The organism is Xanthomonas sp. WHRI 7064 (assembly GCF_040202355.2).
Classification (GTDB): domain Bacteria; phylum Pseudomonadota; class Gammaproteobacteria; order Xanthomonadales; family Xanthomonadaceae; genus Xanthomonas; species Xanthomonas arboricola.
In genome coordinates this window covers 3,194,631-3,220,933 of sequence record NZ_CP167821.1, presented here as the reverse complement: position 1 = coordinate 3,220,933, position 26,303 = coordinate 3,194,631, and the positions used below count along the sequence as shown (strand labels likewise).

Annotated in this window: 22 protein-coding genes and 1 other RNA gene; 15 read left to right on the top strand and 8 right to left on the bottom strand. The window is 65.5% G+C overall.

The features are described from left to right. Window positions 1-153: 153 nt before the first annotated feature. On the bottom strand, window positions 154-1,659 hold the full coding sequence (locus ABQY74_RS13830) for a sensor domain-containing diguanylate cyclase (RefSeq protein WP_349791881.1): 1,506 nt from the start codon (window positions 1,657-1,659) through the stop codon (window positions 154-156). A 272-nt stretch (window positions 1,660-1,931) separates the two neighbouring features. Here ABQY74_RS13830 and ABQY74_RS13825 point away from each other — a divergent pair, with 272 nt between their 5' ends. The 9 genes from ABQY74_RS13825 to ABQY74_RS13785 all read left to right on the top strand — a co-directional run bounded on the left by ABQY74_RS13825 (window position 1,932) and on the right by ABQY74_RS13785 (window position 11,855). Then, window positions 1,932-2,939, top strand: a complete 1,008-nt coding sequence (locus tag ABQY74_RS13825) for an NAD(P)-dependent alcohol dehydrogenase (RefSeq protein ID WP_102596839.1) — start codon at window positions 1,932-1,934, stop codon at window positions 2,937-2,939. A gap of 550 nt (window positions 2,940-3,489) precedes the next feature. Continuing rightward, the gene (gene paoA, locus ABQY74_RS13820) at window positions 3,490-4,140 is read left to right on the top strand and encodes an aldehyde dehydrogenase iron-sulfur subunit PaoA (protein ID WP_167705666.1); all 651 of its coding nucleotides are present in this window, start codon (window positions 3,490-3,492) and stop codon (window positions 4,138-4,140) included. Further along, complete coding sequence (locus ABQY74_RS13815; RefSeq protein WP_349791878.1) at window positions 4,137-5,087, top strand: xanthine dehydrogenase family protein subunit M; 951 nt, start codon at window positions 4,137-4,139, stop codon at window positions 5,085-5,087. The genes paoA and ABQY74_RS13815 overlap by 4 nt, the downstream gene beginning before the upstream one ends. A gap of 1 nt (window position 5,088) precedes the next feature. Beyond that, window positions 5,089-7,296, top strand: a complete 2,208-nt coding sequence (gene paoC / locus ABQY74_RS13810; protein ID WP_349791876.1) for an aldehyde oxidoreductase molybdenum-binding subunit PaoC — start codon at window positions 5,089-5,091, stop codon at window positions 7,294-7,296. Continuing rightward, window positions 7,293-8,309 (top strand): XdhC family protein, encoded by a 1,017-nt coding sequence (locus ABQY74_RS13805; RefSeq protein ID WP_349791875.1) that lies wholly within the window; start codon window positions 7,293-7,295, stop codon window positions 8,307-8,309. The genes paoC and ABQY74_RS13805 overlap by 4 nt, the downstream gene beginning before the upstream one ends. Before the next feature lie 55 nt (window positions 8,310-8,364). After that, window positions 8,365-8,440, top strand: a non-coding RNA gene (locus ABQY74_RS13800) — sX9 sRNA. 607 nt (window positions 8,441-9,047) lie between these two features. Further along, window positions 9,048-9,656, top strand: a complete 609-nt coding sequence (locus tag ABQY74_RS13795; RefSeq protein WP_349791874.1) for a nucleotidyltransferase family protein — start codon at window positions 9,048-9,050, stop codon at window positions 9,654-9,656. A 512-nt stretch (window positions 9,657-10,168) separates the two neighbouring features. Further along, window positions 10,169-10,384 carry a hypothetical protein gene (locus tag ABQY74_RS13790; RefSeq protein WP_039813188.1) on the top strand — a complete coding sequence of 72 codons (216 nt, stop codon included), beginning with the start codon at window positions 10,169-10,171 and terminating at the stop codon, window positions 10,382-10,384. 220 nt (window positions 10,385-10,604) lie between these two features. After that, window positions 10,605-11,855, top strand: coding sequence for a DUF819 family protein (locus ABQY74_RS13785; RefSeq protein WP_349792264.1), 1,251 nt, complete (start codon window positions 10,605-10,607; stop codon window positions 11,853-11,855). A gap of 185 nt (window positions 11,856-12,040) precedes the next feature. Here ABQY74_RS13785 and ABQY74_RS13780 read toward each other — a convergent pair whose 3' ends face one another. Then, complete coding sequence (locus ABQY74_RS13780) at window positions 12,041-13,201, bottom strand: XVIPCD domain-containing protein (protein ID WP_349791872.1); 1,161 nt, start codon at window positions 13,199-13,201, stop codon at window positions 12,041-12,043. A gap of 36 nt (window positions 13,202-13,237) precedes the next feature. Next, window positions 13,238-14,002: an ankyrin repeat domain-containing protein gene (locus ABQY74_RS13775; RefSeq protein WP_349791870.1), complete on the bottom strand. Its 765-nt coding sequence runs from the start codon at window positions 14,000-14,002 to the stop codon at window positions 13,238-13,240. Between the two features lie 241 nt (window positions 14,003-14,243). On the opposite strand from ABQY74_RS13775, the gene ABQY74_RS13770 reads away from it, so the two are divergent. Then, on the top strand, window positions 14,244-14,948 hold the full coding sequence (locus ABQY74_RS13770) for an HAD family hydrolase (protein ID WP_349792262.1): 705 nt from the start codon (window positions 14,244-14,246) through the stop codon (window positions 14,946-14,948). A gap of 874 nt (window positions 14,949-15,822) precedes the next feature. Here ABQY74_RS13770 and ABQY74_RS13765 read toward each other — a convergent pair. Together ABQY74_RS13765 and ABQY74_RS13760 are read right to left on the bottom strand one after the other, a co-directional pair. Further along, window positions 15,823-16,047: a YbdD/YjiX family protein gene (locus ABQY74_RS13765; RefSeq protein WP_016904074.1), complete on the bottom strand. Its 225-nt coding sequence runs from the start codon at window positions 16,045-16,047 to the stop codon at window positions 15,823-15,825. Next, complete coding sequence (locus tag ABQY74_RS13760; protein ID WP_349791868.1) at window positions 16,047-18,119, bottom strand: carbon starvation CstA family protein; 2,073 nt, start codon at window positions 18,117-18,119, stop codon at window positions 16,047-16,049. The genes ABQY74_RS13765 and ABQY74_RS13760 overlap by 1 nt, the downstream gene beginning before the upstream one ends. A gap of 229 nt (window positions 18,120-18,348) precedes the next feature. On the opposite strand from ABQY74_RS13760, the gene ABQY74_RS13755 reads away from it, so the two are divergent. Together ABQY74_RS13755 and ABQY74_RS13750 are read left to right on the top strand one after the other, a co-directional pair. Next, window positions 18,349-19,206, top strand: a complete 858-nt coding sequence (locus ABQY74_RS13755) for a pirin family protein (RefSeq protein WP_016905027.1) — start codon at window positions 18,349-18,351, stop codon at window positions 19,204-19,206. A gap of 34 nt (window positions 19,207-19,240) precedes the next feature. Further along, the gene (locus ABQY74_RS13750) at window positions 19,241-19,672 is read left to right on the top strand and encodes an OsmC family protein (protein WP_349791866.1); all 432 of its coding nucleotides are present in this window, start codon (window positions 19,241-19,243) and stop codon (window positions 19,670-19,672) included. A gap of 91 nt (window positions 19,673-19,763) precedes the next feature. Here ABQY74_RS13750 and ABQY74_RS13745 read toward each other — a convergent pair whose 3' ends face one another. The 3 genes from ABQY74_RS13745 to nfi form a co-directional block, all read right to left on the bottom strand. Next, a complete protein-coding gene (locus ABQY74_RS13745) occupies window positions 19,764-20,225 on the bottom strand; it encodes a hypothetical protein (RefSeq protein ID WP_047129036.1) in 462 nt (153 codons plus the stop codon). A gap of 253 nt (window positions 20,226-20,478) precedes the next feature. Continuing rightward, entirely contained in the window at window positions 20,479-21,369 is an 891-nt protein-coding gene (locus tag ABQY74_RS13740) for a pirin family protein (RefSeq protein WP_349791864.1), read from the bottom strand. A 424-nt stretch (window positions 21,370-21,793) separates the two neighbouring features. Further along, window positions 21,794-22,507 (bottom strand): deoxyribonuclease V, encoded by a 714-nt coding sequence (gene nfi, locus ABQY74_RS13735; protein ID WP_211914088.1) that lies wholly within the window; start codon window positions 22,505-22,507, stop codon window positions 21,794-21,796. A 103-nt stretch (window positions 22,508-22,610) separates the two neighbouring features. Here nfi and gpmA point away from each other — a divergent pair, with 103 nt between their 5' ends. From gpmA to ABQY74_RS13720, 3 genes are all read left to right on the top strand, one after another. After that, complete coding sequence (gene gpmA / locus ABQY74_RS13730) at window positions 22,611-23,360, top strand: 2,3-diphosphoglycerate-dependent phosphoglycerate mutase (RefSeq protein WP_016904068.1); 750 nt, start codon at window positions 22,611-22,613, stop codon at window positions 23,358-23,360. 165 nt (window positions 23,361-23,525) lie between these two features. Continuing rightward, window positions 23,526-23,843 carry a hypothetical protein gene (locus ABQY74_RS13725; RefSeq protein ID WP_167705662.1) on the top strand — a complete coding sequence of 106 codons (318 nt, stop codon included), beginning with the start codon at window positions 23,526-23,528 and terminating at the stop codon, window positions 23,841-23,843. 249 nt (window positions 23,844-24,092) lie between these two features. Then, window positions 24,093-26,192 carry a M13-type metalloendopeptidase gene (locus ABQY74_RS13720; RefSeq protein ID WP_349791862.1) on the top strand — a complete coding sequence of 700 codons (2,100 nt, stop codon included), beginning with the start codon at window positions 24,093-24,095 and terminating at the stop codon, window positions 26,190-26,192. The last annotated feature ends 111 nt before the right edge of the window (window positions 26,193-26,303 follow it).

The window sequence follows — 26,303 nt, the reverse complement described above, 5'->3', positions numbered from 1 at the left end:
AATCTCGACCAAGCGTGGCTAACAGCACCTCACGCGCAATCGTCAGGTGGCTGAGAACGCCGCGTACCCATGGTGTGTCTGCCTGACACACGCCGATTCCGGACATGGGCCGCGCCCACCTGGCGTTGCGCGCAGTTCTTACTGCCAGTTGCGCTACGCCGAAGTCCGATCGCGGCCGTTCTGCTTGGCGCGATACAAGGCCGAGTCGGCGTCGTGCACGAAGGCATCCGGGGTGCGTGGCGTTTCGCCCGGTTCGAACGTCGCGACGCCGACGCTGACGGTGACGTGCGCGCTGGTCGGGCTGGACAGGTGCATGAGCCCGAGCCCGGCGACGGCGCTGCGGATTGCGTCGGCCAGCCGCAGTGCGCCGGCGGCATCTGTCTGCGGCAGGATCATGCCGAACTCTTCGCCGCCGTAGCGCGCGGCAACGTCTTCGCTGCGCCGTGAGCAACCGGCAATCGCGCCTGCGACCAGGCGCAGGCAGGCGTCACCGTTAACGTGGCCGTAGGTGTCGTTGTAGAGCTTGAAATGATCGACATCGATCATCAGTACCGACAGCGGTGCCTGTCGATGCACAGCCTGCTTCAAGGCACGCGAGAGCCGGTGGTCGAACGCACGGCGGTTGGCAATGCCGGTGAGTGCATCTATCCAGGCTTCGGAGCTGAGCTTGTCCTCGTTGCGATGCATGCGGCGCAACTGCAGATCCAGCCAGATGCCGACGCCCAACAGCAAAGCGCATCCTAGGGTGGCGATCACGATCCGCTGGCGCACGGACTGCCGCCAGTTGGCCAACGCGTCATCGACCGCGACGCCGGTCAATACGGTCAATGGATAGGCCTGTGCTGGCGCGAAACTGGAAATGCGCTCCACGCCGTCGATCGGCGAACGATAGGTGGCAGTGCTGTGCCTGCGCGCGCGCATGGTGACGTAGATCGAGGTGCCTGCGATCGAGGTGCCGATCACGCCCGGTTTGTCGGGCCGGCGTACCAGCACGATGCCGTCGTCATTGGTCATGCCGATGGTACCGTTCGGGCCGACCTCGAAGGTGCTGTAGTAGTTCTGGAAATACTTCAGTTGCAGCGTGACCAGGACAACGCCGGCAAATTCGCCGCGGGGGGTGTTGAGGCGCCGGCTCAAGGTGAGCACCCAACTGCCATCGGAGCGGCTCTGCACCGGCGGCCCGACCAGCGACAAGGCGTCGCGATGGTCGCGGTGATATTTGAAATAGGCGCGATCGGCGTTGTTGTGCTTCCTGGGCGTGCTGTCCAGTGACGAACTCACCCAGTCGCCGTCGGCCGCATAGATGAAGATGCCGTGCAGCCGGTCCGAGCGACGCGCTTCATGCACGAGAAAGTCATGCATGACCAGTCGCGCGCTGGCCGAGCCCTGGTCGTGCTCCACCCGTGATACCAATCCCGACAGCACGGCGTCGGCGATCGTCAGGGTGTCGCTGGCATGCTGCGCCAGCGAATTGGCGAGGTTCAACGATTGCGCTTCGGCGGCACGCAGCGCACTCGTGCGCTCGTCGTGGATGGACCAGTATTCCGAACCAAGCAGCAGCAGGCACGAAATGCTCAGCACAAAGTGCAACGCGATGCGTTGTGCTCGTTGCCGTCGCCGCTTGCCGGGTGATGTCACGTGAGTTACCTGTCTGGACATCAGGACGTTGCAACCGCCGTGCCAGCTTAGCCGTGGGCGCCGCGTGGAATCGTTTGCATCATGTGGCGCAATGCCGATCTGTGATTGATGCCTCATGCGTTGTACGGCAGCTCACCCGGCGTGCGACTGCGCTGCTGTCCCGCCTGCTGTCGTTACGCGCTTGATGCTGCGACGAAATCGCCAGCCCACAATAGAGCCGAAAGCCAGCTCGACTGCATGCGGATAACGCCCGGCGTGTTATTCCGAAGATCGATCACAGCAAGGAGCGCCCCATGCGCGCGATTCGTCTAGCTCATCCTGCAGGCCTGAATGCATTACATGGTGTTGCCTTGCCCGACCCCGGGCAGCCGGCACGCGGTCAGATCAGGGTGCGGCTGCACGCAAGCTCGTTGAATTTCCATGACCTTGGCGTGGTGTCGGGGCAGATGCCGACCGCTGACGGCCGCATCCCCATGTCCGACGGTGCCGGCGTGGTCGAGGCCGTCGGGCCTGAGGTGGATGAGTTCGCCGTTGGCGATCATGTGGTGTCCACCTTCTTCCCCGAGTGGCTGGACGGTGAGCCGCTGCATGCCGGCTTTGCCACCACGCCCGGCGATGGCGTCGATGGCTATGCACGTTCTGCGGTGGTGGCCGCCGCCCATGCGTTCACGCATGCCCCGGCCGGCTACAGCCATGCCGAAGCGGCGACCCTGACCACGGCCGGCGTTACCGCATGGCGCGCCCTGGTGGTCAACGGCGGACTCAAGGCCGGCGACAGCGTGCTGGTGCTCGGCACCGGCGGCGTATCGATCTTTGCATTGCAGTTCGCCAAGGCGATGGGTGCCACCGTCATCGCGACATCGTCGTCCGACGAAAAACTGGCCAAGGCGCGCGCGCTGGGCGCAGACCATGTCATCAATTATCGACAGCATGCCGAGTGGTCGGCGCAGGTGCTGGAGATCACCAATGGCCGTGGCGTGGATCACGTGGTCGAGGTCGGTGGGCCGGGCACGTTGGCGCAATCGATCCGCGCTGCGCGAGTGGGCGGGCATATCGCCTTGATCGGCGTGTTGACCGGTGCCGCAGGCCCGGTGCCGACTGCGGAAATGATGGGCCGGCAGCAGCGCCTGCAGGGGCTGGTAGTCGGCAGCCGCGTGCATCAGCAGCAACTGGTGCGTGCACTGGATGCCTTGCCGCTGCGGCCGGTGATCGATCGCGCCTTCGCGCTCGACGATATCGCCGAGGCCTTCGCGCTGCAGCAGGCAGGCGGCCATCTGGGCAAGATCGTGCTGGAATTCTAGAAGCGGTTGAAAAGGTGCCGCGCTTGCCGTGAGGCGGGCGCGGCCGCTGCGCGGGATCGGCAGGTGTCACTCGCGCACGCTGCAACTCCACGCTATCCACACTCGGCTGACGGCCGATCGCCACGCGCTGGCGGCCGCTCAAGAGTGGTCGTTCGCGTCCGGATGTTCTCGATGCAACGCATCCGGATTCGGAAGACAAGCATCGCGTGGCGGAGACCGAAGCAAGTGCGCTGACGCAGATGACATCGTCGTTGTCAGCACATGGAAAGGTCTCGAGCCACTTCAGGAACCTGAGGCGCGCTGCAAAACGCAAGCTGCCAGCACACACGATCGTTGTGCAGCGAGTACGTAATCCATTCCAACAATGATGAGCGCGTTTCATAGGCGCATGCAGTTCATGCCGTCAATGCCCGCCTGCAGCGCCTCTAGAATCGGGCCGCACCGCCGATTCGCGCCCGCACACACTCGCCGCATGCTCACGCGATTGTGACCGGCCGCGCTGCACATTATTTAAGAACTGTATAAGCCAGCATTGTTGGAGATGCCAGCCATGAGAGATATCAAGATGACCCGTCGCGAGGTACTGATCGCTGGCACGGCGTCGGCAGCCAGCGTTGCCGCAACCCAGTCGATGGCCGCTACTGCAGCCAATGCGATGTCGCAGCGGCAGGCAGTCGAGCCTGCCAACGCATCGAGCCAGGTCGCATTCGAAGTCAACGGCAAGCCGGTGACGCTGACCCTGGACAATCGCACCACCTTGCTGGATGCCCTGCGCGAACATCTGCATCTGACCGGTACCAAGAAAGGCTGCGACCATGGCCAATGCGGTGCCTGCACCGTGATCGTTGATGGGCAGCGGATGAATTCCTGCCTGTCGCTGGCGGTGATGCATCAGGGCGGCAAGATCACCACCATCGAAGGCGTGGGCACGCCGGACAAGCTACATCCGATGCAGGCAGCCTTCGTCAAGCACGATGGATATCAGTGCGGCTATTGCACGCCCGGCCAGATCTGTTCGGCGGTGGCTGTGCTGGACGAAGTCAAGCGCGGCATTCCCAGCCATGTCACTGACGATCTGACCGCCAAGACCAGGCTCACCACGCCGGAATTGCAGGAGCGCATGAGCGGCAATATCTGCCGTTGCGGTGCGTATTCCAACATCGTCGATGCGATCAATGATGTTGCGGGAGAGCGCGCATGAAGGCGTTTAGCTACGAGCGTGCGACTTCGCCCGCCGACGCTGCAGCCAAGGCGGCGCGCCAGCCGGGTGCCAAGTTCATCGCTGGCGGTACAAACCTGCTCGATCTGATGAAACTGCAGATCGAGACGCCCTCGCACCTGATCGATGTCAACGGGCTGAGCCTGGATACCATCGAAGAGACACCGGATGGTGGCCTGCGCATCGGCGCCCTGGTGCGCAATACCGATCTGGCAGCCGATGCCCGCGTGCGTCGCGATTACGCCGTGCTGTCGCGCGCATTGCTGGCAGGTGCGTCGGGGCAGTTGCGCAATCGCGCCACCACCGCAGGCAATCTGTTGCAACGTACGCGTTGCCCGTATTTCTACGACACCAACCAGCCATGCAACAAGCGCCTGCCCGGCAGCGGTTGCGCGGCAATTGGTGGCTTCAACCGGCAGCTGGCGGTGATCGGCGTGAGCGAGGAGTGCATCGCCACCCATCCCAGCGACATGGCTATTGCCATGCGCGTGCTGGATGCGGTGGTCGAAACGGTTCGTCCGGATGGACAAACGCGTGCGGTGCCGTTGTCCGAGTTCTACCGTGCACCCGGCAAGACGCCGCACCTGGAAACCGTGCTGGAACGCAGCGAATTGATCACCGCGGTGAGCCTGCCCAAGCCGCTCGGCGGCACGCATGTCTACCGCAAGGTGCGCGATCGTGCCTCCTATGCATTCGCCCTGGTGTCGGTTGCGGCGGTCGTGCAACGCGATGGCAGCGTGCGGGTCAGCGTCGGCGGTGTCGCCCACAAGCCGTGGCGCAGCGAGGCGGCCGAAGCACAGTCGCGCCAGGGCGCGCGTGCGATTGCCTCCGTGCTGCTCGACGGCGCACAACCTACCGAACACAACGCCTTCAAGCTGCCGCTGGTTGAGCGCACCTTGACCGCGATCCTGGCCGACACGAGGGCCTGATATGAAATTCGACACTCCCGCCAGTACCAATCCCATCGACCAGCTCAAGGTGGTCGGCAAGCCGGTCGATCGTATCGATGGTCCGCTCAAGACCACCGGGCAGGCGCCGTATGCGTACGAGCATCACGATCTGCCTGGCCGTGCCGCCTATGGCCATATCGTTGGCGCCGGTATCTCCAAGGGCAGCATTCGCAGCATCGATCTGAGCGCCGCGCGCAATGCGCCGGGCGTGCTCGGCATCGTGACTGCGCAGAATGCAGGCAAGTTGCAGAAAGGCAAGTACAACACGGCCAAACTGCTCGGCGGCCCGGAGATCCAGCATTACCACCAGGCCATTGCGGTGGTGGTTGCCGAGACCTTCGAGCAGGCACGTGCTGCAGGCCAGCTGATCAAGGTCGACTACGGTCGCCACGTCGGCGCCTACGATCTGGAAAAGGCCCGCGATGGCGCCAAGGTCACCAAGGAGGGCGGGGCGCCGAACAGTGCGGTCGGCAATTTCGATAGCGCCTTCGTGGCAGCGCCGGTGCAGCTGGATGCCGAATACACCACGCCCGATCATTCGCACGCGATGATGGAGCCGCACGCATCGATCGCGATGTGGGAAGGCGACAAGCTGAGCGTGTGGACCTCCAATCAGATGATCGACTGGAGCGCGGGCGATCTGGCCAAGACGCTGGGGATCCCACGCGAAAACGTGCGTCTGATGTCGCCGTACATTGGTGGCGGCTTCGGCGGCAAATTGTTCCTGCGTGCCGATGCGGTGCTCGCCTCGCTGGCCGCGCGACAGGTCGGACGCCCGGTCAAGGTGATGCTGCCGCGGCCGCTGATCTTCAATAACACCACGCACCGCCCGGCCACCGTGCAGCGTATCCGTATTGGTGCACAGCACGATGGCAAGATCACCGCGATCGCGCACGAGAGCTGGTCCGGCGACCTGCCCGAGGGCGGCCCGGAAATCGCGGCCGCGCAGACCCAGTTGCTGTATGCCGGTGCCAATCGGCTGATTTCCACGCGCCTGGCGGTGCTCGATCTGCCCGAAGGCAACGCGATGCGTGCGCCGGGCGAAGCGCCGGGTCTGATGGCGCTGGAAGTGGCCATGGATGAAATGGCCGAGAAACTGGATATGGATCCGGTCAAGTTCCGTATCGTCAACGACACCCAGGTGGATCCGGAAAACCCGCAGCGTCCGTTCTCGCAGCGTCAGTTGGTCAAATGCCTGGAAGACGGCGCAAAGCGTTTCGATTGGTCCAAGCGCAAGGCCAAGCCGGCCAGCAACCGCGATGGGCGCTGGTTGGTCGGCATGGGCGTGGCGGCCGCGTTCCGCAACGCGCCGGTGATGACCTCCGGCGCACGCATGCGGCTGGAGCAGGGCGGCCGGGTGGTGGTGGAAACCGACATGACCGATATCGGTACCGGCTCCTACACCATCATTGCGCAGACCGCTGCGGAGATGATGGGTGTGCCGCTGGATTGGGTGGACGTGCGCCTGGGCGATTCCAGCTTTCCCGCCTCGGCCGGTTCCGGCGGCCAGTGGGGTGCGAACAGTTCCACTGCCGGTGTGTATGCCGCGGCGGTGAAACTGCGCGAAGCCGTGGCCAAGCAGCTGGGGCTGGATCCGGCCAAGGCCGAATTCGCCGACAGCCATGTGCGTGCCGGCGGCAAGCGCATTGCGCTGGGTGATGCCGCGGCCAATGGCGCGTTGGTGGTGGAGGACAAGATCGAGTTCGGTGAGCTTTCCAAGACGCATCAGCTGTCCACCTTCGGCGCGCACTTTGTCGAAGTCGGCGTGGACGTCGCCACCGCCGAGGTGCGCATCCGTCGCATGCTGGCGGTGTGCGCGGCCGGACGCATCCTCAACCCCAAGTCTGCGCGCAGCCAGGTCATCGGCGGCATGACCATGGGCGCGGGTGCGGCGCTGATGGAAGAGCTGGCGGTGGACAAGCGGCTGGGCTTCTTCGTCAATCACGACCTGGCCGGTTACGAAGTGCCGGTGCATGCGGACATCCCGCATCAGGAAGTGGTCTTCCTGGAAGAAAGCGACCCGATGTCATCGCCGATGAAGGCCAAGGGTGTCGGCGAGCTGGGCATCTGCGGGGTGGCGGCGGCGATCGCCAATGCGGTCTACAACGCCACCGGCGTGCGCGTCCGCGATTACCCGGTGACGCTGGACAAGCTGCTCCCGCATCTGCCCGAGTTGCTGCGCGCGTGAGTGCGGTGGTGGCCCCGGTCACGCATGCAGCGCCGGCCGAGCCGGCGTGGCCGGCATGGCCGAGCTATGCCCTGCACGATGACCTGCTGCCGACGCTGACCGCCTGGCATCGGACGGGGCAGCGCGTGGCCATTGCCACGCTGATCGACGTGCAAGGCTCCTCGCCGCGCCCGTTGGGGAGCGAGATGGCCATCAGTGCCGACGGCCGGGTGGCCGGCTACGTCTCCGGCGGCTGCGTGGAGGCGGCAGTGGCGCACGAAGCCATCGCCGCCTTGCGCGACGGCATGCCGCGCTGGCTGGATTACGGCGAAGGCAGCCAGGTGCTGGACATCCAGCTCAGCTGCGGCGGTCGTATCGGCGTGCTGGTCTGGCCGGTGCAGGACCTGGGCGAGCATCTGGCGCGCTGGCGCAATGCGCGCCAGCATCGGCGTCCGTTTCATGTCGCGCTGGATCGGAGCACCGGCGCCGTCCGTTACCCGGTCAGCCCGCAGGATCTGCGTCCCGACGAATTCCTGCGCACGCATCGGCCACCGCTGCGGCTGGTGCTGGTCGGTGCCGATCCTGCGCTGCTGGTGCTGGTGTCGCTGGCCAGCCAGATGGGTATCGAGGTGCGTGTGCTGCGGCCGCATGGTCCCAGCGAACCACCGCCCGGCCTGGCCGCTGACCATTACGATCGCCGCACGTTGGGCGAAGCGCTACAGGACCTGCATCTGGATGCGGACACTGCGCTGTACAGTCTTGCGCACGACGGCGACAGCGACCTGCAGGTCGCCTCGCGCGGGCTTGCCTCCAGGGTCGCCTGCATCGGCATCCTGGGCAGTCGCCAGAAGCGGGAAGCACGCCTGCAGGCGCTGCGTGCGCTCGGGCATGACGATGCCGCGCTGGCCAGATTGCGGTTGCCGGCAGGCTGGCGCATGGGGCGCTCCTCCCCGCACACGATTGCACTGGGCATCATTGCCGAAGCCACCCAGGCGGTCGCCGATGGGCAGGCAGCTGCGGCGTTGGCTGGCTAAGAACGGCCATCAAGACGACTGCGCGCACCGCCGTGCGGGCGCGGCCAATAGTCGTATGTACCACTCTTACACTGCGATTGCTCCGCGCCATCTGCACTCGCTTGGCGACTGCTCGCTACATTCCGTTAGCCACTCCAAGCCGTACCGCCGTGAGAACGGGCAGGGCACTGCAATCGCGCGTTTGCATTAACTTCGATATGAATTTCGATGCAGTCGCCAGCAGGGTGGATGCATGGTTGCCGATGAAGTTTCTGGTGCTGAAAAGTAGCAATCTGGAGAATAAGTAATTTTTGATATGCCTTTTAAGGCATGCGCTTGTGATCCGCGCTTCTGCCGGTAACTGCGCCATCCAACGCGGGCAATCAGTCGCTGCCATCCTGATCGCAGCGCTACCGCAGCTCCGCATGTTTCTTCGTCATGCTGGCGCAGCAGTGCAATGCACGCCGGTCGGTTGGTAGACGTGGGAAAGCGTCATTATCTAGATTGGGGAATGCGCTGCATTTAGTCACTCCGCGCGCACAGTTACCTCTTTAGGCTGGCGCATCCCCAATATGCACGCCACGTCGCCATGACCGAATTACTTGATCACTACGACGACGTCTCCTGCGACGCAGCTCGATTGCCGTCGCCAGTCATTGCCGGCCCTCTCAACGCAACCCGGCGCGATGCGCTTGTTGATGCGTGCCCGATGCTGCGCACATCGCGCCATTGTTCGCCGCGCGCGATGGCATTGGACGCATGAGCAGCGATCACGTTGCGCTGCTGCTCGCCGCGGGTGCAGGACGTCGGCTGGGGCGTTCCAAACAATTGCTGCTGCGCGACGGCGAACCGTTGTTGCGGCGTTTCGCACGCGTCGCGCTGCAGACGGCGCCGCGCCGCTGCGTGGTGGTGCTGGGCGCCGATGCCGACGCATTGAGCGAAGTCCTGCAAGGCCTGGAGGTGGAAGTGCTACGTCACGCCGACTGGGCCGCCGGCATGGGCTCCAGCCTGGCGGCGCTGCGCCAGCATGTGCAGGACGATACGTCGCTAAGGCGCAGCCTGATTCTGGGGTGCGACCAGCCCGCGCTGGATACACCGCATCTGCGCGCCTTGCTGGAAGAAGCGGACCGGGCCGCATCCGGATGTGCCACCAGCGGGTATGCCGGTGTGCGTGGCATCCCGGCGGTGGTCACCCACGCGGCCTGGGCCGACGTGCCGCTCCACGGCGACAGCGGCCTGCGCGGCTTGTTCGCCGGCCTGGACGTGCAGAGCTTGGGTTGCGTCAGCGCCCCGGCGCTCGCGCTGGACGTGGACACGCCCGCCGACCTGGTCGCAGCGCAACACCGTGGCTGGGTGGACGCGGATTGAGACACCGTGACGGGTGCTTGACGCGCTATCCGGCAGCCTGGTTGCAGGGTCGCCTCAGGACCACAGCACGAGCGCTTCCCTGATCACCAGGACATAGCCCACCACCATCGCGGTCTTGACCGGAAACTGGAACTTCCTGAGCAGATGCATGCGACCCCTCCCCCGAGGCATCTCCAAGAGCGACGAATTCCCCCGCGCCGTCTGCGCCCGTTGACGGCCAGCTGCGACGTGTGTTCGCCGCTTGAGCGCGAATTTAGCGCCAGCTCCGGTCGGTGTCACGTAAGAATTTTCCTACCTTCATGCCAGTGTCCGCCCGACGGCGTTGGCATAAGCGAAAAGACATGCTGGCTATGCCGGACGCGGGGCCCCAGGCCACTCTCCCGCGGCCCCTTGAGTAAGGGCACGCCGGCATCCCGAACGGGACCCCCGCACTCCCATCGCTGGTGCGCTGCGCCATTCCGCGCTGCCCACCTCCGTCGTTCTATCGCTACATCTACCGGCCGGAGGCCCTGATGGACGAGTCCCGTTACGTTGTGCGTATTCATCCCGAGCAGGGCGGTTGGTGGGTGACCCGGCCGCAGTGGTCGCCGTTGCGTTATCTGCGCGAGCAGGGCGCGCTGGAAAATGCCGAATTGATGGCCAAGCTGCATTGCATGACCACCGGTCAGCCCAGCGGCGTGGTGTTGAAGACCGCCGATGGCGAGCGCGTGGTGCGCCGCTACGGCTGACCGAGCCGGCCGCTTGCAGGAAGCGCAAGGGAGACGCTGACGATCCTGCCCGGGCAGGGTGGCTGACCACACGCACCCGGCAACCAGGCCCAGTGCGCCAGCCGGCGGCCTTGCAGTCACGCCCGGGCTCGCCCGCAGATCCAGTCGACTGGACACGACCGATCGGCCATTCTTGCTGCGATCCGCACCTTGGCGGCCCCTGTCGAGAATGTCGCCCCTAGTGAATGCCGCCGGTTCTGCCTTGATCCAAAACGATATCGTCGTCTTCGGCCTGATCGCCGCCACGTTGGGGGCGGTGTTCTGGACCTCCTCGCGCGAGCAGGGGCTGTGGCGACGCTTCTACGCCGTGGTGCCGGCGCTGCTGCTGTGTTACCTGCTGCCAGGCATCTACAACACCGTTGGCCTGATCGACGGTGCCAATACCCGCCTGTACAACCCGATCGCGCGCGACGTGCTGCTGCCGGCCGCGCTGATCCTGCTCACGCTGAGCATCGACCTGCGCGCCATCCTGGGGCTGGGGCCCAAGCTGGTCGCCATGTACCTGGGCGCGTCACTGAGCATCATGCTGGGAGCGGTGGTGGCGTTCTGGGTGATGGGCTGGGTGCATCCGGCCACGGTGGCCGGCGATACCTGGGCCGGCATGGCCGCGCTGGCGGGCAGCTGGATCGGCGGTGGGGCCAATATGCTGGCGATGCGCGAGGTGTTCGATGTGGATGCCACCACCTTCGGGCAGTTTGCAGTGGTGGATGTGGGCGTCGGTTATGTGTGGATGGCGGCGCTGATCTTCCTGGCCGGGCGCGCGCGCAGCATCGATGCGCGCAGCGGCGCCGATACCCGCGCGCTGGATGCGCTGCAGGAGCGCATGGCGCGGTTCCAGGCCGAACACGCGCGCATTCCCAGCCTGGCCGACCTGATGGTGATCGTGGCGGTGGCGTTCGGCGGGGTCGGGCTGGCGCACGCGCTGGCCAGTCCGCTGGCTGCATGGTGCAAGGCCAAGCTGCGCTGGTCCAGCCAGTTCAGCCTGGACACGCCGTTTGTGTGGGTGGTGGTGCTGGCGACCAGCATCGGCCTGCTGCTGAGCTTCACCCGCGCGCGCACGCTGGAAGGGGCCGGGGCCTCCAGGATCGGTTCACTGCTGCTGTATTTCCTGATCGCCTGCATCGGCATGCAGATGGATCTGCTGGCGTTGCTGGATCGGCCCTGGCTGTTCCTGCTCGGGCTGATCTGGATCGCGGTGCATATCGGGTTGCTGTGGGGCCTGGGCCGCCTGTTGCGGGTGCCGTTCTTCTATTTCGCGATCGGCTCGCAATCCAATATCGGTGGGCCGGCCTCGGCGCCGGTGGTGGCCGCCGCGTTCCACCCGGCCCTGGCGCCGGTTGGCGTGCTGCTGGGCACGATGGGCTACGCCACCGGCACTTACCTGGCCTATCTGGTCGGCATCACCTTGCGCGCGATGGCGGGAGCTGGCTGACGGACCGTCGCACAGTCGGTGTAGTCGTCGGGAAGGTGTGGCAGGACGTGCCGGGGTTACCTGGCGGTATCACGCATTGGCGCAGTGCCGGATGTACTGGCTGCATCCCTTCGACGAGCGCTTGCGAGGTGCTGTCAGCCTTGAGGCGGGCACTGGCCAGCGCCAGTGCCCGGTCATGATTACTGCTAAAGGCCGCGCCGCTGTGCTTCCTGCTGCGTGCTTTGCTGCGACTGCTGCTGATTGTGCTGCTGCAGTTGATCGACGTTGCCGTGCGCCGGCTCGTTGGCCGCCGAGGCGGTCTGCACATGGCTGCGCAGATGCGCCGGGTCGTCCATCCGGCCTTGCACCGCAATCAGGCTGTCGCCGTCGCGGTTGGGCACCAGGTGGTCGATCCGCTGCAGGCCGTCGCTGCTTGCACGCGCGGCCACGCTGGCGGCGGTGTTGAGAAACGCGGTGTCGTCGCGCAGGCCAAGGCGTTCGCGCTGGCCATCCAGGCGCACCACCGCGTCGTTGAACAACTGGCTGCCTGCACCTTGCGCCTGCCCGGGCGATTGCATCTCCTGCGCCTTCATCACCGAGTCCATGCCGTGCAGGTCCATGCGGTGCATCAACATTCTGCCCGGCACCAGGCGCTGCCCGAACGACAACGGGTCCGGTTCCGGCAGCTCGATCTGATGGCCGGCCGCATTGGGCATCGCCCACTTCAGGGGAATGCTGTCTTCCTGCAGATGGGTGAGGATCTCGTTCTTGACGTGGTAGCCGCGGATCAACTCGCTGCTGGCGTACTCCTTGGCTGCCGAGGCATCCAGGCCCTGGCGTTCCAGCGTGCGGTCGTTGACGCCGGCGGCGTTGTAGGTCACGGCGGGGATGTCGTTGACCATCGCCGAAGCGGCCGCCAGGCCGCCGCCGAGCGAATGCCCCGAGATCACCACCTGGTCGCCGAACGCCTGCTTGGCCTGGCTACCGAGCTGGATGGCAGACGCGTATTGCGCGTCGTCGAAGCCCAGGCCCTGGCCAAGGTTGTGCTTCCAGTCCTTGCCTTCGTCGGTGCCGCAGAAGCCGAGCACCACCTGGCCCTGTTCGTTGCGGTAGAACGCGGCATCGAAGCCGCTCTTGGCATCGTGCAGCAGGCCGGGGTCGATGCCCGCCCGTTGCAGGGTGCTGTCGTCCATGCGCGTCCAGCCGTTGGGCAGGGGCGCAAAGATTTCGGCGCTGCCTTCGCGTCGCTGCGAGGCAGTGGCGTAGAGGTCTTGCAGCACCGCCGGGAACTGGCGGTCTTCCGGCTGCGGTTGCTGTCCACGCATCGCCTCTGCGAATGGGGTGGACGAGGAATTTGACGGGCTCATGCGCGGCTCCTTGCGTTCGTCGTGCGAAAAGTCCGCTTAGCGGCTGCTTTCCACGGGAATGTTGTGGGCGCTCAACCATGCGCGCACGTCCGACCTGGCCTGCTGGCCGGCGGGATTGAGCAGGCGGTCCGGGGTGGTGAAGAAATACGCCTGGAAGGTTTTCTGTTGCGCGTTGCGCAGCGTGGGATCCACCCCGGCCTTGAGCAATTGCAGCACTGCCGGGCTTGCCGCGCCGCTTTGTGCGGCCAGATGCAACACGCTGTTGCCGGTATTGTCGACGCGCTGTAGATCGGCGCCTGCTTGGATCAACAACGCGATCTGCGTATCGCGCTTGCTCTGCACGGCGCGGAACAACGGCGTCCACCCGGCGCGCGCGCTGACCACATCGACCGGCGCCTTGTGCTGCAACAGGATGTTCAGGTATTCCGCATCCTTCGCCATGGCCGCCATATGCACGACCGTTTCCTGGTCCATGCCCGGCAACGACGGATCTGCGCCGGCATCGAGCAATGCGGCCAGGGCGCGGGGTTGTTCGTTCCAGATCGCCCACTCGAGCAAGGTGACGTTCTGGTCGCCGTGTGCGGCGAGATCGACTGTCGGTGCGAGTGCGCGGATTCGGGCGACATCACCGTGCGCGATGGCGTTGGCGATGTCGGTCAGGCCGGGGTCGCGGAAGGCGACGGTGTGGTCCTGCAGCGTAGCTGACATGGTGGTTTGCTCCTTGGCACCTGGCGAGGCGGTGCATGAGACCGCGAAAAACGAGGTCGCAAGAACGAGCAGGGTGGGGAATCGCGTCTGCATCGAAATCTCCTTGTCCTGATCGCATTCCTGGTGGCACTGCGGTGTGTCCTTCCGCAGCCGGGCCGATCCTACCAGCTGCCCGGACGACGCGCGGTAAGATTTTGTGACATGCCCGGCGCAGCATGTTTCACTGGTTGAGGCCGTTTGTTGTCGTGGTATCGGCATGTCGCCGATGCATCACGATGAGTCTCACGCGCGCATGCACTCCGCCACAGCCAACGGTCACAACGCGGTCGGCATAATGGTGCTTTGCGAGCAGATGGGTGCAATGGTCTACGAATTACTGATCAGCGATTGCGATGGCGTGCTTGTCGACAGCGAAATACTGGCCGACCGGGTAATGCGCGAGGCGCTGGCGGCCTTCGTGCCGGCCGAAGCGTTGGAGCATTTGCTCGGCACAACGTTCGGGCAGACCACGCGTGAGGTATTGCTGCGCGTGCAGGAACACTTCGCGGTACAGCTGCCGGAGACCTTGCTGGCACAGATCCAGGCGCGTAGTGAAGCCTTGATCAAGGCCGAGGTGCAGCCGATTGCGGGTGTGCGCGACGCATTGGAACAGATTCCGTTGCCGCTGGCGGTCGCCTCCAACAGCCGCCGTCATAACGTGATCGCCTCGGTCGAACGGGTGGGGCTTACCGCACGCGCGGCGGGGCACATCTTCAGTGCAGACATGGTGGAGCGGCCCAAGCCGGCGCCGGATGTCTATCTGTTGGCCGCACGCACCCTCGGCGTTGCGCCGGAGCGCTGCCTGGTGATCGAAGACAGCCCCACCGGTGCCACTGCCGCATTGGCGGCCGGCATGCAGGTGCTGGGGTTTACCGGCGCCAGCCATATTCCGCAGGGCCATGCCGATACCCTGCGTCGCATCGGTGTGCTGGCGGTGTTCGACGATATGCGCGAGTTGCCTGCGTTGTTCGAGCGGCTGGCACAAAAACGCGCTGGCTGAGAGCTGCCGGCAGGACGTCTTGGACGCGTGTCGATGGTGGCGCAATCGCAGCCCTCTCATTCTGCAACCGACCGGGCCAGACCGTGCAATCGACCTGCAATGACAGGGCTGTTGCGTCATAGCGTGGCTTGGAGACCGTCAAAGGCTTGGTCCATCGAGCGTGCGGTGCCCTCACCACTTGCGGGACACGCCGCAAGGACGTCCGTGTAGGCTCGGTGGCGGCCTCCATGCCGCCACACGGTCCCGCAAGCGGCGCGGGCACCGCCAAAAAGTTGGTCGGTTGCTTTCTCGAGAGCTTGTTGCTCGGCTTGGGATGGCAGACGAGACGTTTGTGGGTTGCGTGTTAAAAGCCAGTCCACCGCTCGGCTCGCGATGCGGTGGTGAGACGCTGGTCGACGCACACCGATCCGACCAACGCACCTCATGCACCGCTTGCAACCATGCACACCTGCCATCTCGACGGGTCCTTGCCCGCCCACCGTCGCGGGACCTTACGCGGCATGGATGCCGCGTAAGAGCCTACACGGACGTACTTGCGGCGTGTCCCGTGAGGGTGGGCGGGCAAGGGCCCTGCAGCCAAGTCACAGACACATGCTCTACAACTGATCCATCCGCAAAGCCGCAGATCAGCCGCTCTGCCTTGCGGCGTGTCCTGCGACGGTGGGCGAGCAAGGGCCCTGCAGCCAAGCCACAGACACACGCTCTACAACTGATCCATCCGCAAAGCCGTATATCAGCCGCTCTACCTTGCGACATGTCCCGCGATGGTGAGCGGGCAAGAATCCTGCCACCAACCCCAAGCCATCAACGCAACAGGGCGCGATTCGCATCGCGCCCTGTTGCGTTCCGACTCGCCACCTGTCCGATCATCCGGTCAGCAGCAGCGAAACCCGCTCTTGCCGCCGTAACGCGCGTCCTGGCGCTCGCGGAAGAAGGTGGGGTAGTCCATCACCGGTTTGTCGGGGTGCTTTTCCAGCATGTGGCGCACGTAGTTGTCGTAATCGGGAATGCCGCAGCACAGGCGTGCGGTCTGGATCAGGCGCCGCCAGATGCGGCGATGCACCTGGTATTGGCTGGCGAGAACGAGTTGGGTGCCCATTACAGATCCGCCATCTGGTGTGGCTGCAAGGCCACGTACGGGGTTTCGCGATCGCTACGCTGCGGATTGCGGCGCGCAATCACGATGGTCTTGATTGCGTAGACCAGGATCGAACCCACCACGAACAGGAACAGCACGGTCAGCCCGGTATTGACGTAGGCATTGGTGACGATCTGCTGCATCTGCGCCACCGTTTTGGCCGGCGCGGTGATGGTGTTGCTGGCGATGGCGTCCTGGTACTTGTGTGCCTGCGCCAGGAAACCCTGCGCCGGGTTGCTGTCGAAGATCTTGATCAGCCCCGCATAAGTGGTGCAGATCAGCAGCCACAGCGCCGGCACCAGGGTGACCCAGGCGTAGCGGTCGCGCTTCATCTTGAACAGCACCACCGTGCCCAGCATCAGCGCGATCCCTGCCAGCATCTGGTTGGAGATGCCGAACAACGGCCACAGGGTCTGGATGCCGCCGAACGGATCGATCACACCGGTGTAGAGCAGGTAGCCCCACAACGCCACGCAACCGGCGGTGGCGATGATGTTGGCGGCCCACGATTCGGTTTTCTTCAGCGCCGGGATGAAGTTGCCCAGCAGGTCCTGCAACATGAAACGGCCCGCACGCGTCCCCGCGTCCACGGCGGTCAGGATGAACAGTGCTTCGAACAGGATCGCGAAGTGGTACCAGAACGCCATGGTGTCTTCGCCAGGCAGCAACTGGTGCAGGATCTGCGCAATGCCCACCGCCAGGGTGGGCGCACCACCGGCGCGTGCCAGGATGCTGTGCTCGCCGATGTCGCGTGCCGTGGCTTCCAGCACATCGGGCGTGATCGCAAAGCCCCATTCGGACACCTTGGCCGCCACCGCCGCCGTGTCGCTGCCGACCAGCGAAGCGGGGCTGTTCATGGCGAAGTAGATGCCCGGCTCGATGATCGATGCGGCCACCAGCGCCATCACCGCCACGAACGATTCCATCAACATGCCGCCGTAGCCGATGTAGCGCATGTGGCCTTCGTTGGCGAGCAGCTTTGGGGTGGTGCCCGAGGCAATCAGCGCATGGAAACCGGAAACCGCGCCGCAGGCGATGGTGATGAACAGGAACGGGAAGATGCCGCCCTTCCAGACCGGGCCGTCGCCGGTGGACGCGAACTGGGTCAGTGCCGGCATCTTCAGATCCGGCATGACCACCAGGATGCCGATCGCCAGCGCCAGGATCGTGCCGATCTTGAGGAAGGTGGACAGGTAATCGCGCGGCGCCAGCAGCAGCCACACCGGCAACACCGACGCGACGAAGCCGTAGCCGATCAGCATCCAGGTGATCTGCTTGGCGGTGAAGGTGAATGCCGGGCCCCAGCTCGGATCCGCCGCGACCTTGCCGCCCAGCCAGATCGCGCCCAGCAGCAGGATCAGGCCGACCACCGAGATCTCGCCGATTTTGCCGACCCGGATATAGCGCATGTACACGCCCATCATCAGCGCGATCGGCATCGTGGCGATGACGGTGAACATGCCCCACGGGCTTTCCGCCAGCGCCTTGACCACCACCATCGCCAGCACCGCCAGGATGATGATCATGATCAGGAAGGCACCGAACAGGGCGATGGTGCCGGGCACCTGGCCCATTTCCTCGCGCACCAGATCGCCCAGCGAGCGGCCGTTGCGGCGGCTGGACAGGAACAGCACCACGAAGTCCTGCACCGCGCCGGCGAACACCACGCCGACCACCAGCCACAGCAGGCCGGGCAGGTAGCCCATCTGTGCGGCAAGCACCGGGCCGACCAGGGGCCCGGCACCGGCAATCGCGGCGAAATGATGGCCGAACAGCACGTGCTTGTTGGTGGGCACGTAGTCCAGGCCGTCGTTGTTGGCCACGGCGGGCGTGGCGCGGGTGACGTCCAGTTGCATCACTTTGTCGGCGATGAACAGGCTGTAGAAGCGGTAGGCGATCAGATAGATCGACACCGCCGCCACCACGATCCACAACGCGTTGATGTGTTCGCCGCGGCGTAGCGCCACGGTGCCCAGACAGAACGCGGCCAGCAGCGCCAGCGCGCCCCAGGCCAGCTTCGAGAACCCTTTCATGCATGCCCCTCAGGAACGATTCACCCAAGGGTCACCCTCTGCCCGCCCGGGGTCAATGGCGCCGTTCCGGGCCGGGGTAAAACTTTAGTTGTAGAGCGTCCTGGCGCCGCCTGCCGGATCGCGCGGCGGTGCCGGCGGGTTTTGGAACGATCGGTTGCGCCGGTCGCGGTTGGGCCGCGTGCCGGCTGCATCCATTATTCGAGCCAGTCATTCACGCAGGGAGAGGTCGATGAGCACCACCACCACCGCAGCGGCACACGTGCTGCGCACCATCCGTGGCATGCCCACCTCCGACGGTGCCGGAGTCAAGCTGACCCGCGTGATCGGCACCCAGCAGCTGCCGGACCTGGACCCGTTCCTGATGCTGGACGAGTTCGGCACCGACAAGGCCGAGGATTACCTGGCTGGGTTTCCCAGCCATCCGCACCGCGGCTTCGAGACGGTGACCTACATGCTCGACGGGCGCATGCGCCACAAGGACAACCATGGCAACGAGGGTCTGCTGACCCCGGGCAGCGTGCAGTGGATGACGGCCGGGCGCGGGTTGATCCATTCGGAAATGCCCGAGCAGGAATCCGGGCGCATGCGCGGATTCCAGCTGTGGGTGAACCTGCCGGCGCGCGACAAGATGACCGACCCCAAATACCAGGAGTACGCCCCGGAACGCATTCCGGTCGCCCAGCCGGCGCCTGGCGTCACGGTCAAGGTGATCGCCGGCGCGGTGGGCGAGGTGCGTGGCCCGATCGTGCAACCGGCCACCGAACCGGTGTACCTGGATATCGCACTGGCACCGGATGCGGCCTGGGACTATGTGCTGCCCAGCGGCCACAACGCGTTTGCCTATGCGTTCGAAGGCGCAGTGACGGTAGGCGAGGGCGATGCCGCGCGTGCGCTGCCGGCGCAGGAACTGGCGGTGCTCGGCGGCGGCGAGCGCCTGACGCTGCGGGCCGGTGCGCACGGTGCGCAGCTGATCCTGGTGGCGGGCCGCCCGCTCAACGAGCCGGTGATGCGGCACGGCCCGTTCGTGATGAACACCAAGCAGGAATTGATGCAGGCCTTCGTCGATTTTCAGGAAGGCCGGTTTTGAGCCGGCGCGCTGCAGCCACCGCGGGGTTAGCGGCATGAGTGACCGGCCCGTCAGTGTCAGCACCGGCGCGGTGCCGTACACCGTGAGCATCCACGATGGTCGGCACAGCTGGAGCGGCGACACCCAGCCGGCCAATGGCGGCGCCGACGCCGGGCCGGATCCGGAGTCGCAGGTGTTGGGCGCCCTGGGTGCCTGCACCGCGATCACGGTGTCGATGGTGGCCGCGCGCAAGCAGTGGCCGTTGACGGCGGTGCATGTGCATCTGCATTACACCCAGCGCGGCGCTGCAGGCACGCGGATCACGGGGCAGATCGAACTGGAAGGCACGCTGGATGATGCGCAGCGTGCACGACTGTTGGAGGTGGCCGACAAGTGCCCGATCCATCGCCTGCTCACCGGCGAGGTGCGGATCGAGACGGCATTGCAGGGCAACGGCGACGCGTCAGGTGCGGCGGCGGGCATTTGAGAGCGCAGGCGAGCCGCATGCGGGTGCTCCGCCGGCTCGCCTGAAAGACCGCGTTAGGTCGGCATGCACTGGCGCGTCACGACCGCTCGCCTCAGCGCTGCAGTGCCAAGCTGGCCGGCTGCAAATCCATGTTCTGCACCAGCGACTGCATCGAGGCCAGTTCCTCGGTATTGGCGCCGTCGATCCATAGCTGCGCGTAGCGCTTCTTGCCCAGCTCGACCACGGTGACCCGGCGCGATTCCATGCCCGGCAGCTCGCGGCCGCCCAGGTCGAGCTTGTACCAGTAGAACTCCTCCTGCTGGATCTGGCCTTTCTCCGCGCGTCGGTCGCGCGCCAGCGTCATCGCCGGGTCGCGCGTGGTCAGCATTACGCCGACCACTTGGCGACCGTCGGCGGTCATGGCCTTGCAGACCAGATAGTCCGCGCCTGCAAGCTCGCTCCACTGCAGCCCGGAGGCTGGCGGTAGCGGCGGGCAGACCGGTGAGGTTTGGGCGTGAACGGTGGCGGCGGCCAACAGCAGGCTCAGGCCGACAAGGCAGGATGCGGACTTCATTCAAGTGTTCCCCGGCGTTGGATGTCTGCGCAGGGACAGCGTCGTCGTGCGTGTCGCCGCATCAGCCTGTGCGCTCCCCGCCCGGCTGTGCCCGCACGCAACCTGTCCCCAACCTATGGGGACATCACTACCACAGGTGTGGCTGCAAGCTCAAGCGCAATTCGCAGGCCGGGCTGCAATCGGTCGTGCGCACGGGCACTCCCGTTTCGAGACCTGGGTGGGTTGCGCGGCGCTTGCGCGCGGCAGCCGGTGGTCAGGGGTAGTTGACCGGCTTGGGCGCCGGGGTTTCCGGCAGCGGAATGAATTCCTTGTCGTCGCCGGGAATGCTGCCGAAGCGACCGGCCTGCCAATCGTCCTTGGCCTGCTCGATGCGCTCCTTGGAGCTGGAGACGAAGTTCCACCACAGGTGGCGCGGGCCATCCAGCGGCTCGCCGCCGAGCAGCATCGCCTTCAGCGGCGTCTTGGCGCGCAGGCGCCCGCGGCTGCCGGGCGAGGGCACGATCAGGTGGCGCGCGGGCACGTCGGCGCCATCCAGCTGCGCCTCGCCTTCCAGGATGTAGAGCGCACGTTCGGCGTGTCTGGTGTCCAGGTCGATCTCCGCATCCGGCTGCAGATCCAGCGCGACATTGAGCGTGCCGCTGAACACCTGCACCGGCGATTCCTCGCCGTACGCACGACCGGCGATCACGCGTAGCCAGACGCCATCGCGGCGTTGCTGCGGCAGGCTGGCGGCAGCGTGGTGATGGAAGGCGGGCGCGGTTTCTTCGGCCGAGCGCGGCAGTGCGATCCAGGTCTGCATGCCGTGCAGCGCATGCGTGCGGGCGCGCTCGGGGCCTGGCGTGCGTTCAGAGTGGGCGATACCGCGGCCGGCAGTCATCCAGTTGACGTCGCCGGGGCGGATCACCTGGTCCGAGCCCAAGGTGTCGCGGTGGCCGATCTCGCCGGACCACAGGAAGGTGACCGTGGCCAGGCCGATATGCGGATGCGGACGCACGTCGATGCCGTGATCCGGCTCCAGCACCGCCGGGCCCATATGGTCGACGAACACGAACGGGCCGACGCTGCGCGCCTGCAGCGTGGGCACGGCGCGGCGAACTTCCAGCCCGCCGATGTCGTGCACGCGGGGAGCGATCAAGGTGGTCATGGCGGCGGCTCGCGGTGGCTGGAGTGGTCGCCAGCTTTGCATGCGTGCACGCGGCCGGGCGAGCGCTCCACCAAGACAGATCGTCCCGGAGGCAGTGTCACGTACGAGGCGGGCGACGCGTTTTCAAGGGCAAGCGGCGCATGCCGCGCGATGGCAGTCGAGCCGCGTGCAGCGATGTGCTGCATTGATGGGAGGAATGAAATCTTTCGCGACGATGACGTGTGTTGTCGCAGCAAGCATCACCGGTCGATTGCGAGAGAGTTCGCGCCGGTGTCGCTAGCGCCGATACGCGCCGGGCCTGAATGCCGCGCGTTGGAACGTCGTTGCATGGCGCGCTGGCAGCCAGCGCGAGCGCGCCGAGCTCGTTCGTCATGGACGACGGCTGCAGGCACGCAGCGTGTCGATCGCGATTGACTGCCGCGCGCTAGAACAGTTGTGCGGGCGCCGTGGTGTCCAGGGCGATCTCGCCACGCCGCGAGGCCAGCCGATCGGCCAGGCGCGTGGGCTCGGGCAGGCGATAGGCGCGCAGGGTACGCAGCGTCCAGTCGAGCGCGCCCTGCATCGAGACGCGATGGCCCGGCGAGACGATCAGCGGATTGCAGCGCAGCTTGCTGCGCAACGCCCAGCCGATCTGCGTGCCGCCCAACAGGATCGGGCTATGGTCGCCGCGCTCGGGTCCCGGCTCGACGAAGCTGCCTGCCAGGCGTTGCTTGGCCACGCCGATGCTGGGCAAGCCGGTCACCACGCCAAAGTGCGCGGCGATGCCGAGCTTGCGCGGATGCGCGATGCCCTGGCCGTCGATGAAGACCAGATCCGGCGGGCGCGAGAGCAGTGCCAGCGCCTGCAGCAAGGCCGGCAGCTCGCGAAAGCTGAGCAACCCCGGTACGTACGGCATCGAGGTGGGCACGCGCGCGACATGCGTTTCCAGCGGCATCAGCGTGTCTGCATCCAGCAGCACCGCGGCTGCGCGTGTGGTCTGGCCGTCGTCTTCGAAGCCGACGTCGAAGCCGGCGAGCAGCTGCGGTGTTGCGCCGGCCTGGGCCTGCAGCACCACGCGGTGTGCCAGTTGCTGTTGCAACTGTCGCGCCTGGATGACGCTGCCATCCCAACCGGCAAAGACGGGATCGATCGTTTGCATGGCTGCAGCATCGCGCGCCGGGCGTGGCGGTGTCGTGCACGCCTGCGATGCGCTGGCTGCCGTTACAATCGCAGGCTGATCGGCCCCCAATCGGAGAACCGTAGTGACCCGCAAACTCGTACTGCTGCGCCATGGCCAGAGCCAATGGAACCTGGACAACCGTTTCACCGGCTGGGTGGATGTGGAACTCACCGAGCAAGGCCGCCAGGAAGCCGCTGCGGCCGGCAAGCTGATGAAGGACGAAGGCCTGCAGTTCGATGTGGCGCACACCTCGGTACTCAAGCGCGCCATCCACACGCTGCAGGGCGCGTTGAAGGAACTCGACCAGGACTGGTTGCCGGTGTCCAAGAGCTGGCGCCTCAACGAGCGCCACTACGGTGGCCTGCAGGGGCTGGACAAGGCCGAGACGGCGGCCAAGCACGGCGAGGAACAGGTCAAGATCTGGCGCCGTTCCTACGACATTCCGCCGCCGGCGATGGACGTCAACGATCCGGGGCATCCGTGTCACGACCGTCGCTACGCCACGCTGGACCGCAATGCACTGCCGGGCACCGAGTCGCTGGCGACCACGCTGGTGCGCGTGCTGCCGTACTGGCACGACGCGATCGCACCGCAGTTGAAGGCCGGGCAGACCGTGCTGGTGACCGCGCACGGCAACTCGCTGCGCGCGCTGTACAAATACCTCAACGATGTCTCTAACGAGCAGATCCTGGAGCTCAACATCCCGACCGGCATCCCGTTGCTGTTCGAGCTGGACGACAACCTGCAGGTGCAAAGCTTCCGCTATCTGGGCGACCCGGAAGCGGCCAAGCGTGCCGCCGAAGCGGTGGCCAACCAGGGCAAGGCGAAGTAATCGCCGCATCCGCTGGCCACGCTGCGTGCATGGCGCGCAGCGTGGCGTGGGTTTCGCAGCGCGCGTTCGAACGAGGCGTGCGGGTTTGACACGCAGGCGGTGCCTGTTCGCGGATCGAACAGGCACCGCATGACCGCATGCGTGTGTTCTTGCAGGGGAGACATGATGTCCAGCAAGCGTAAAAGGCAACAAATGAGTGCCACCTACTGCCGCGCGTATCTGGTGACGTTGGGGCTGCTGTTGGCCGGTGGCGGCGCTGCGTTCGCAGTGCTGGCCTGGGGCAGCGTGTCCACTTCGGCGATCGGCGTGGCGCTGCTGATCTGCGTCATGGGTGTGGCGCTGCTGATGTTTGGTTTTTTGGGGCCGTCGCGGCAGATGGAATCCTGGGCGGAGGCAGCGTCCGGGCATGAGGTCGCGCTGGTGCTGATGGCGCTGGCGTATCCGGTGTATCTGCTGATGGCGCCGATGTACGCACGCAAATGACCGCAGTCGATGGCGCGCTGCTGCGCCGGACTGCTGGGTGGTTTCCGCGGCGGTAGATGGCGCTGGCACGCGCGTGCCCAGCTGACGCGCAGTGTCTTGTTGGTCGTTGTGCGTTCTTCGATAAGGCGCGGCACCGGACGTCAGGGCGTTGCGGTGCCGTTGCGATGATGGTGTGGTTGGTGTGTCTGCGCTGATTGCCTACTTTTTTGACTGCGTCCGACGCGGTCGTCTGCCTTGGAGAATGGAAAGATGTTGAGCAAATTCGCGCCACTGTCGCTTGCGGTGGCCATCGCGGTGACGCTCTCGGCGTGTGGCAGTTCCGACGACAGCGCCAAGCCGGCACCGGCCGCAACGCCGGCCGCACCGACCAGGGTGGATGTGTCCAAGCTCGATGCACCGATCGTGGCCTTCGGCATCAATGACCTGGATCCGGCCATCAACGCATGCCAGGACCTCAACGGCTTCGTCAATGCCAAGTGGCTCAAGGCCAATCCGGTGCCATCGGACCGCACCAGCTGGGGCAGTTTCGAAGTGCTAGCCGAGCGTTCGCTGACCATCCAGCACGCGCTGGTGGAGCAACTGGCGCGCGGCAACCTGTCGGCCGGTTCGGTGGATGCCAAGATCGCCGACCTGTGGCGCACCGGCTCGGACGAAGCGGCGATCGACAAGGCCGGCATCACGCCGCTGCAGCCGCAGCTGAGGGCGATCGATGCGCTGACCGATGCGCCGTCCATCGCCGCGTGGTTGCGCGACAGCTATGCCAAGGGCCAGGGCTTCGTGTTCTCGTTCGGCGCCAATGCCGACTACAAGAATTCCGAGCAGATGATCGCCTACGCGGGCCAGGGCGGTCTGGGGCTGCCAGAGAAGGGCTATTACACCGATCCGGCGCAGGCCAAGATCCGTGAGCAGTACGTGGCCTACATCGCGCGCGTGCTGGAATTGTCCGGCGTTGCGGCAGCGCAGGCGGCAACCCAGGCCAAGGCGGTGATGGCGTTCGAAACGCGCCTGGCCAATGCCTCGCTGTCGCGCATCGAGCTGCGCGACCCGGCCAAGCGCTACAACCCGGTCGATGTGGCCGGTGCCAATGCGGTCACGCCGCATTTCGACTGGCAGGCGTTCTTCAGCGCGCTCAAGGTGCCGGCCGGGACGTTCTCGCTGAGCCATCCGGGTTACTTCGCCGAACTCGATGCGATGCTGGCCGACACGCCGGTGGACACCTGGAAGGCCTACCTGCGTTTCCACAGCGTGGATGAAGCAGCGCCGTATCTGGCCAAACCGTTCGAGCAGGCCAACTTCGATTTCTATGCCAAGACGCTGCGTGGCCAGCAGGACATGCTGCCGCGCTGGAAGCGCACCTTGAACGCGGTCAACGAGGCGATGGGCGAGGCCCTGGGCCAGTTGTACGTGCAGTCCGCGTTCCCGGCCGAGTCCAAGCAGCAGATGCAGCAGCTGGTGCAGAACCTCTCGGCGGCGCTGAAGGCGCGGCTGGAAAAGCTCGACTGGATGAGCGCGGAAACCAAGCAGCGCGCGCTGGAGAAGTGGGCCAGCTTCACGCCCAAGATCGGCTACCCGGACCAATGGCGCGACTGGTCGGGCCTGGAAACCCGTGGCGATGGATTCCTGGCCAACATGCAGGCCGCGCAGGCGTTCAACTACCGCTACATGCTGGACAAGATCGGTAAGCCGGTCGACAAGCGCGAGTGGCATATGACCCCGCAGACGGTCAATGCGTACTACAACGCCACGCGCAACGAAATCGTGTTTCCAGCGGCGATCCTGCAGCCGCCGTTCTTCGATCCCAAGGCCGACCCGGCGTTGAACTACGGCGGTATCGGCGCGGTGATCGGGCACGAGATGATGCATGGCTACGACGACTCGGGCAGCCAGTTCGATGCCAAGGGCAACTTCGATACCTGGTGGACCGATGCGGACCGCAAGCTGTTCACCCAGCGCACCGATCAGCTGGTGGCGCAGTTCGACGGCTATGAGGCGATTCCCGGCGTACACGTCAAAGGCAAGCTGACCCTGGGCGAGAACATCGGCGACCTGGGCGGCCTCACCGTGGCCTACGACGCGCTGCAGATGGCGTTGCAGGAACAGCCCGACGCCGGCAAGGACATCGACGGTTACACCCAGGACCAGCGCTTCTTCATGAACTGGGCCACGGTGTGGCGCCGCAACTTCACCGACGGCGAACTGCGCGTGCGCCTGAACACCGATCCGCATGCGCCGGCCAATTTCCGCGCCAATGGCGCGCCGTCGAACATGCCGGCATTCGCGCAGGCATTCCAGTGCAAGCCCGGCGATGCGATGGTGCGTGGGTACAAGGAGCGCGTTGCGATCTGGTGATCGGCGCAACTGCAGCACGCGCGGTTGCGACCGCACGTGCTGCAGTTGCCGCGTTTTTAGCGGCTTTGTAGAGCCTGCTTGTGGCTGCGTCTGCACATCGGGCTGCCGGTG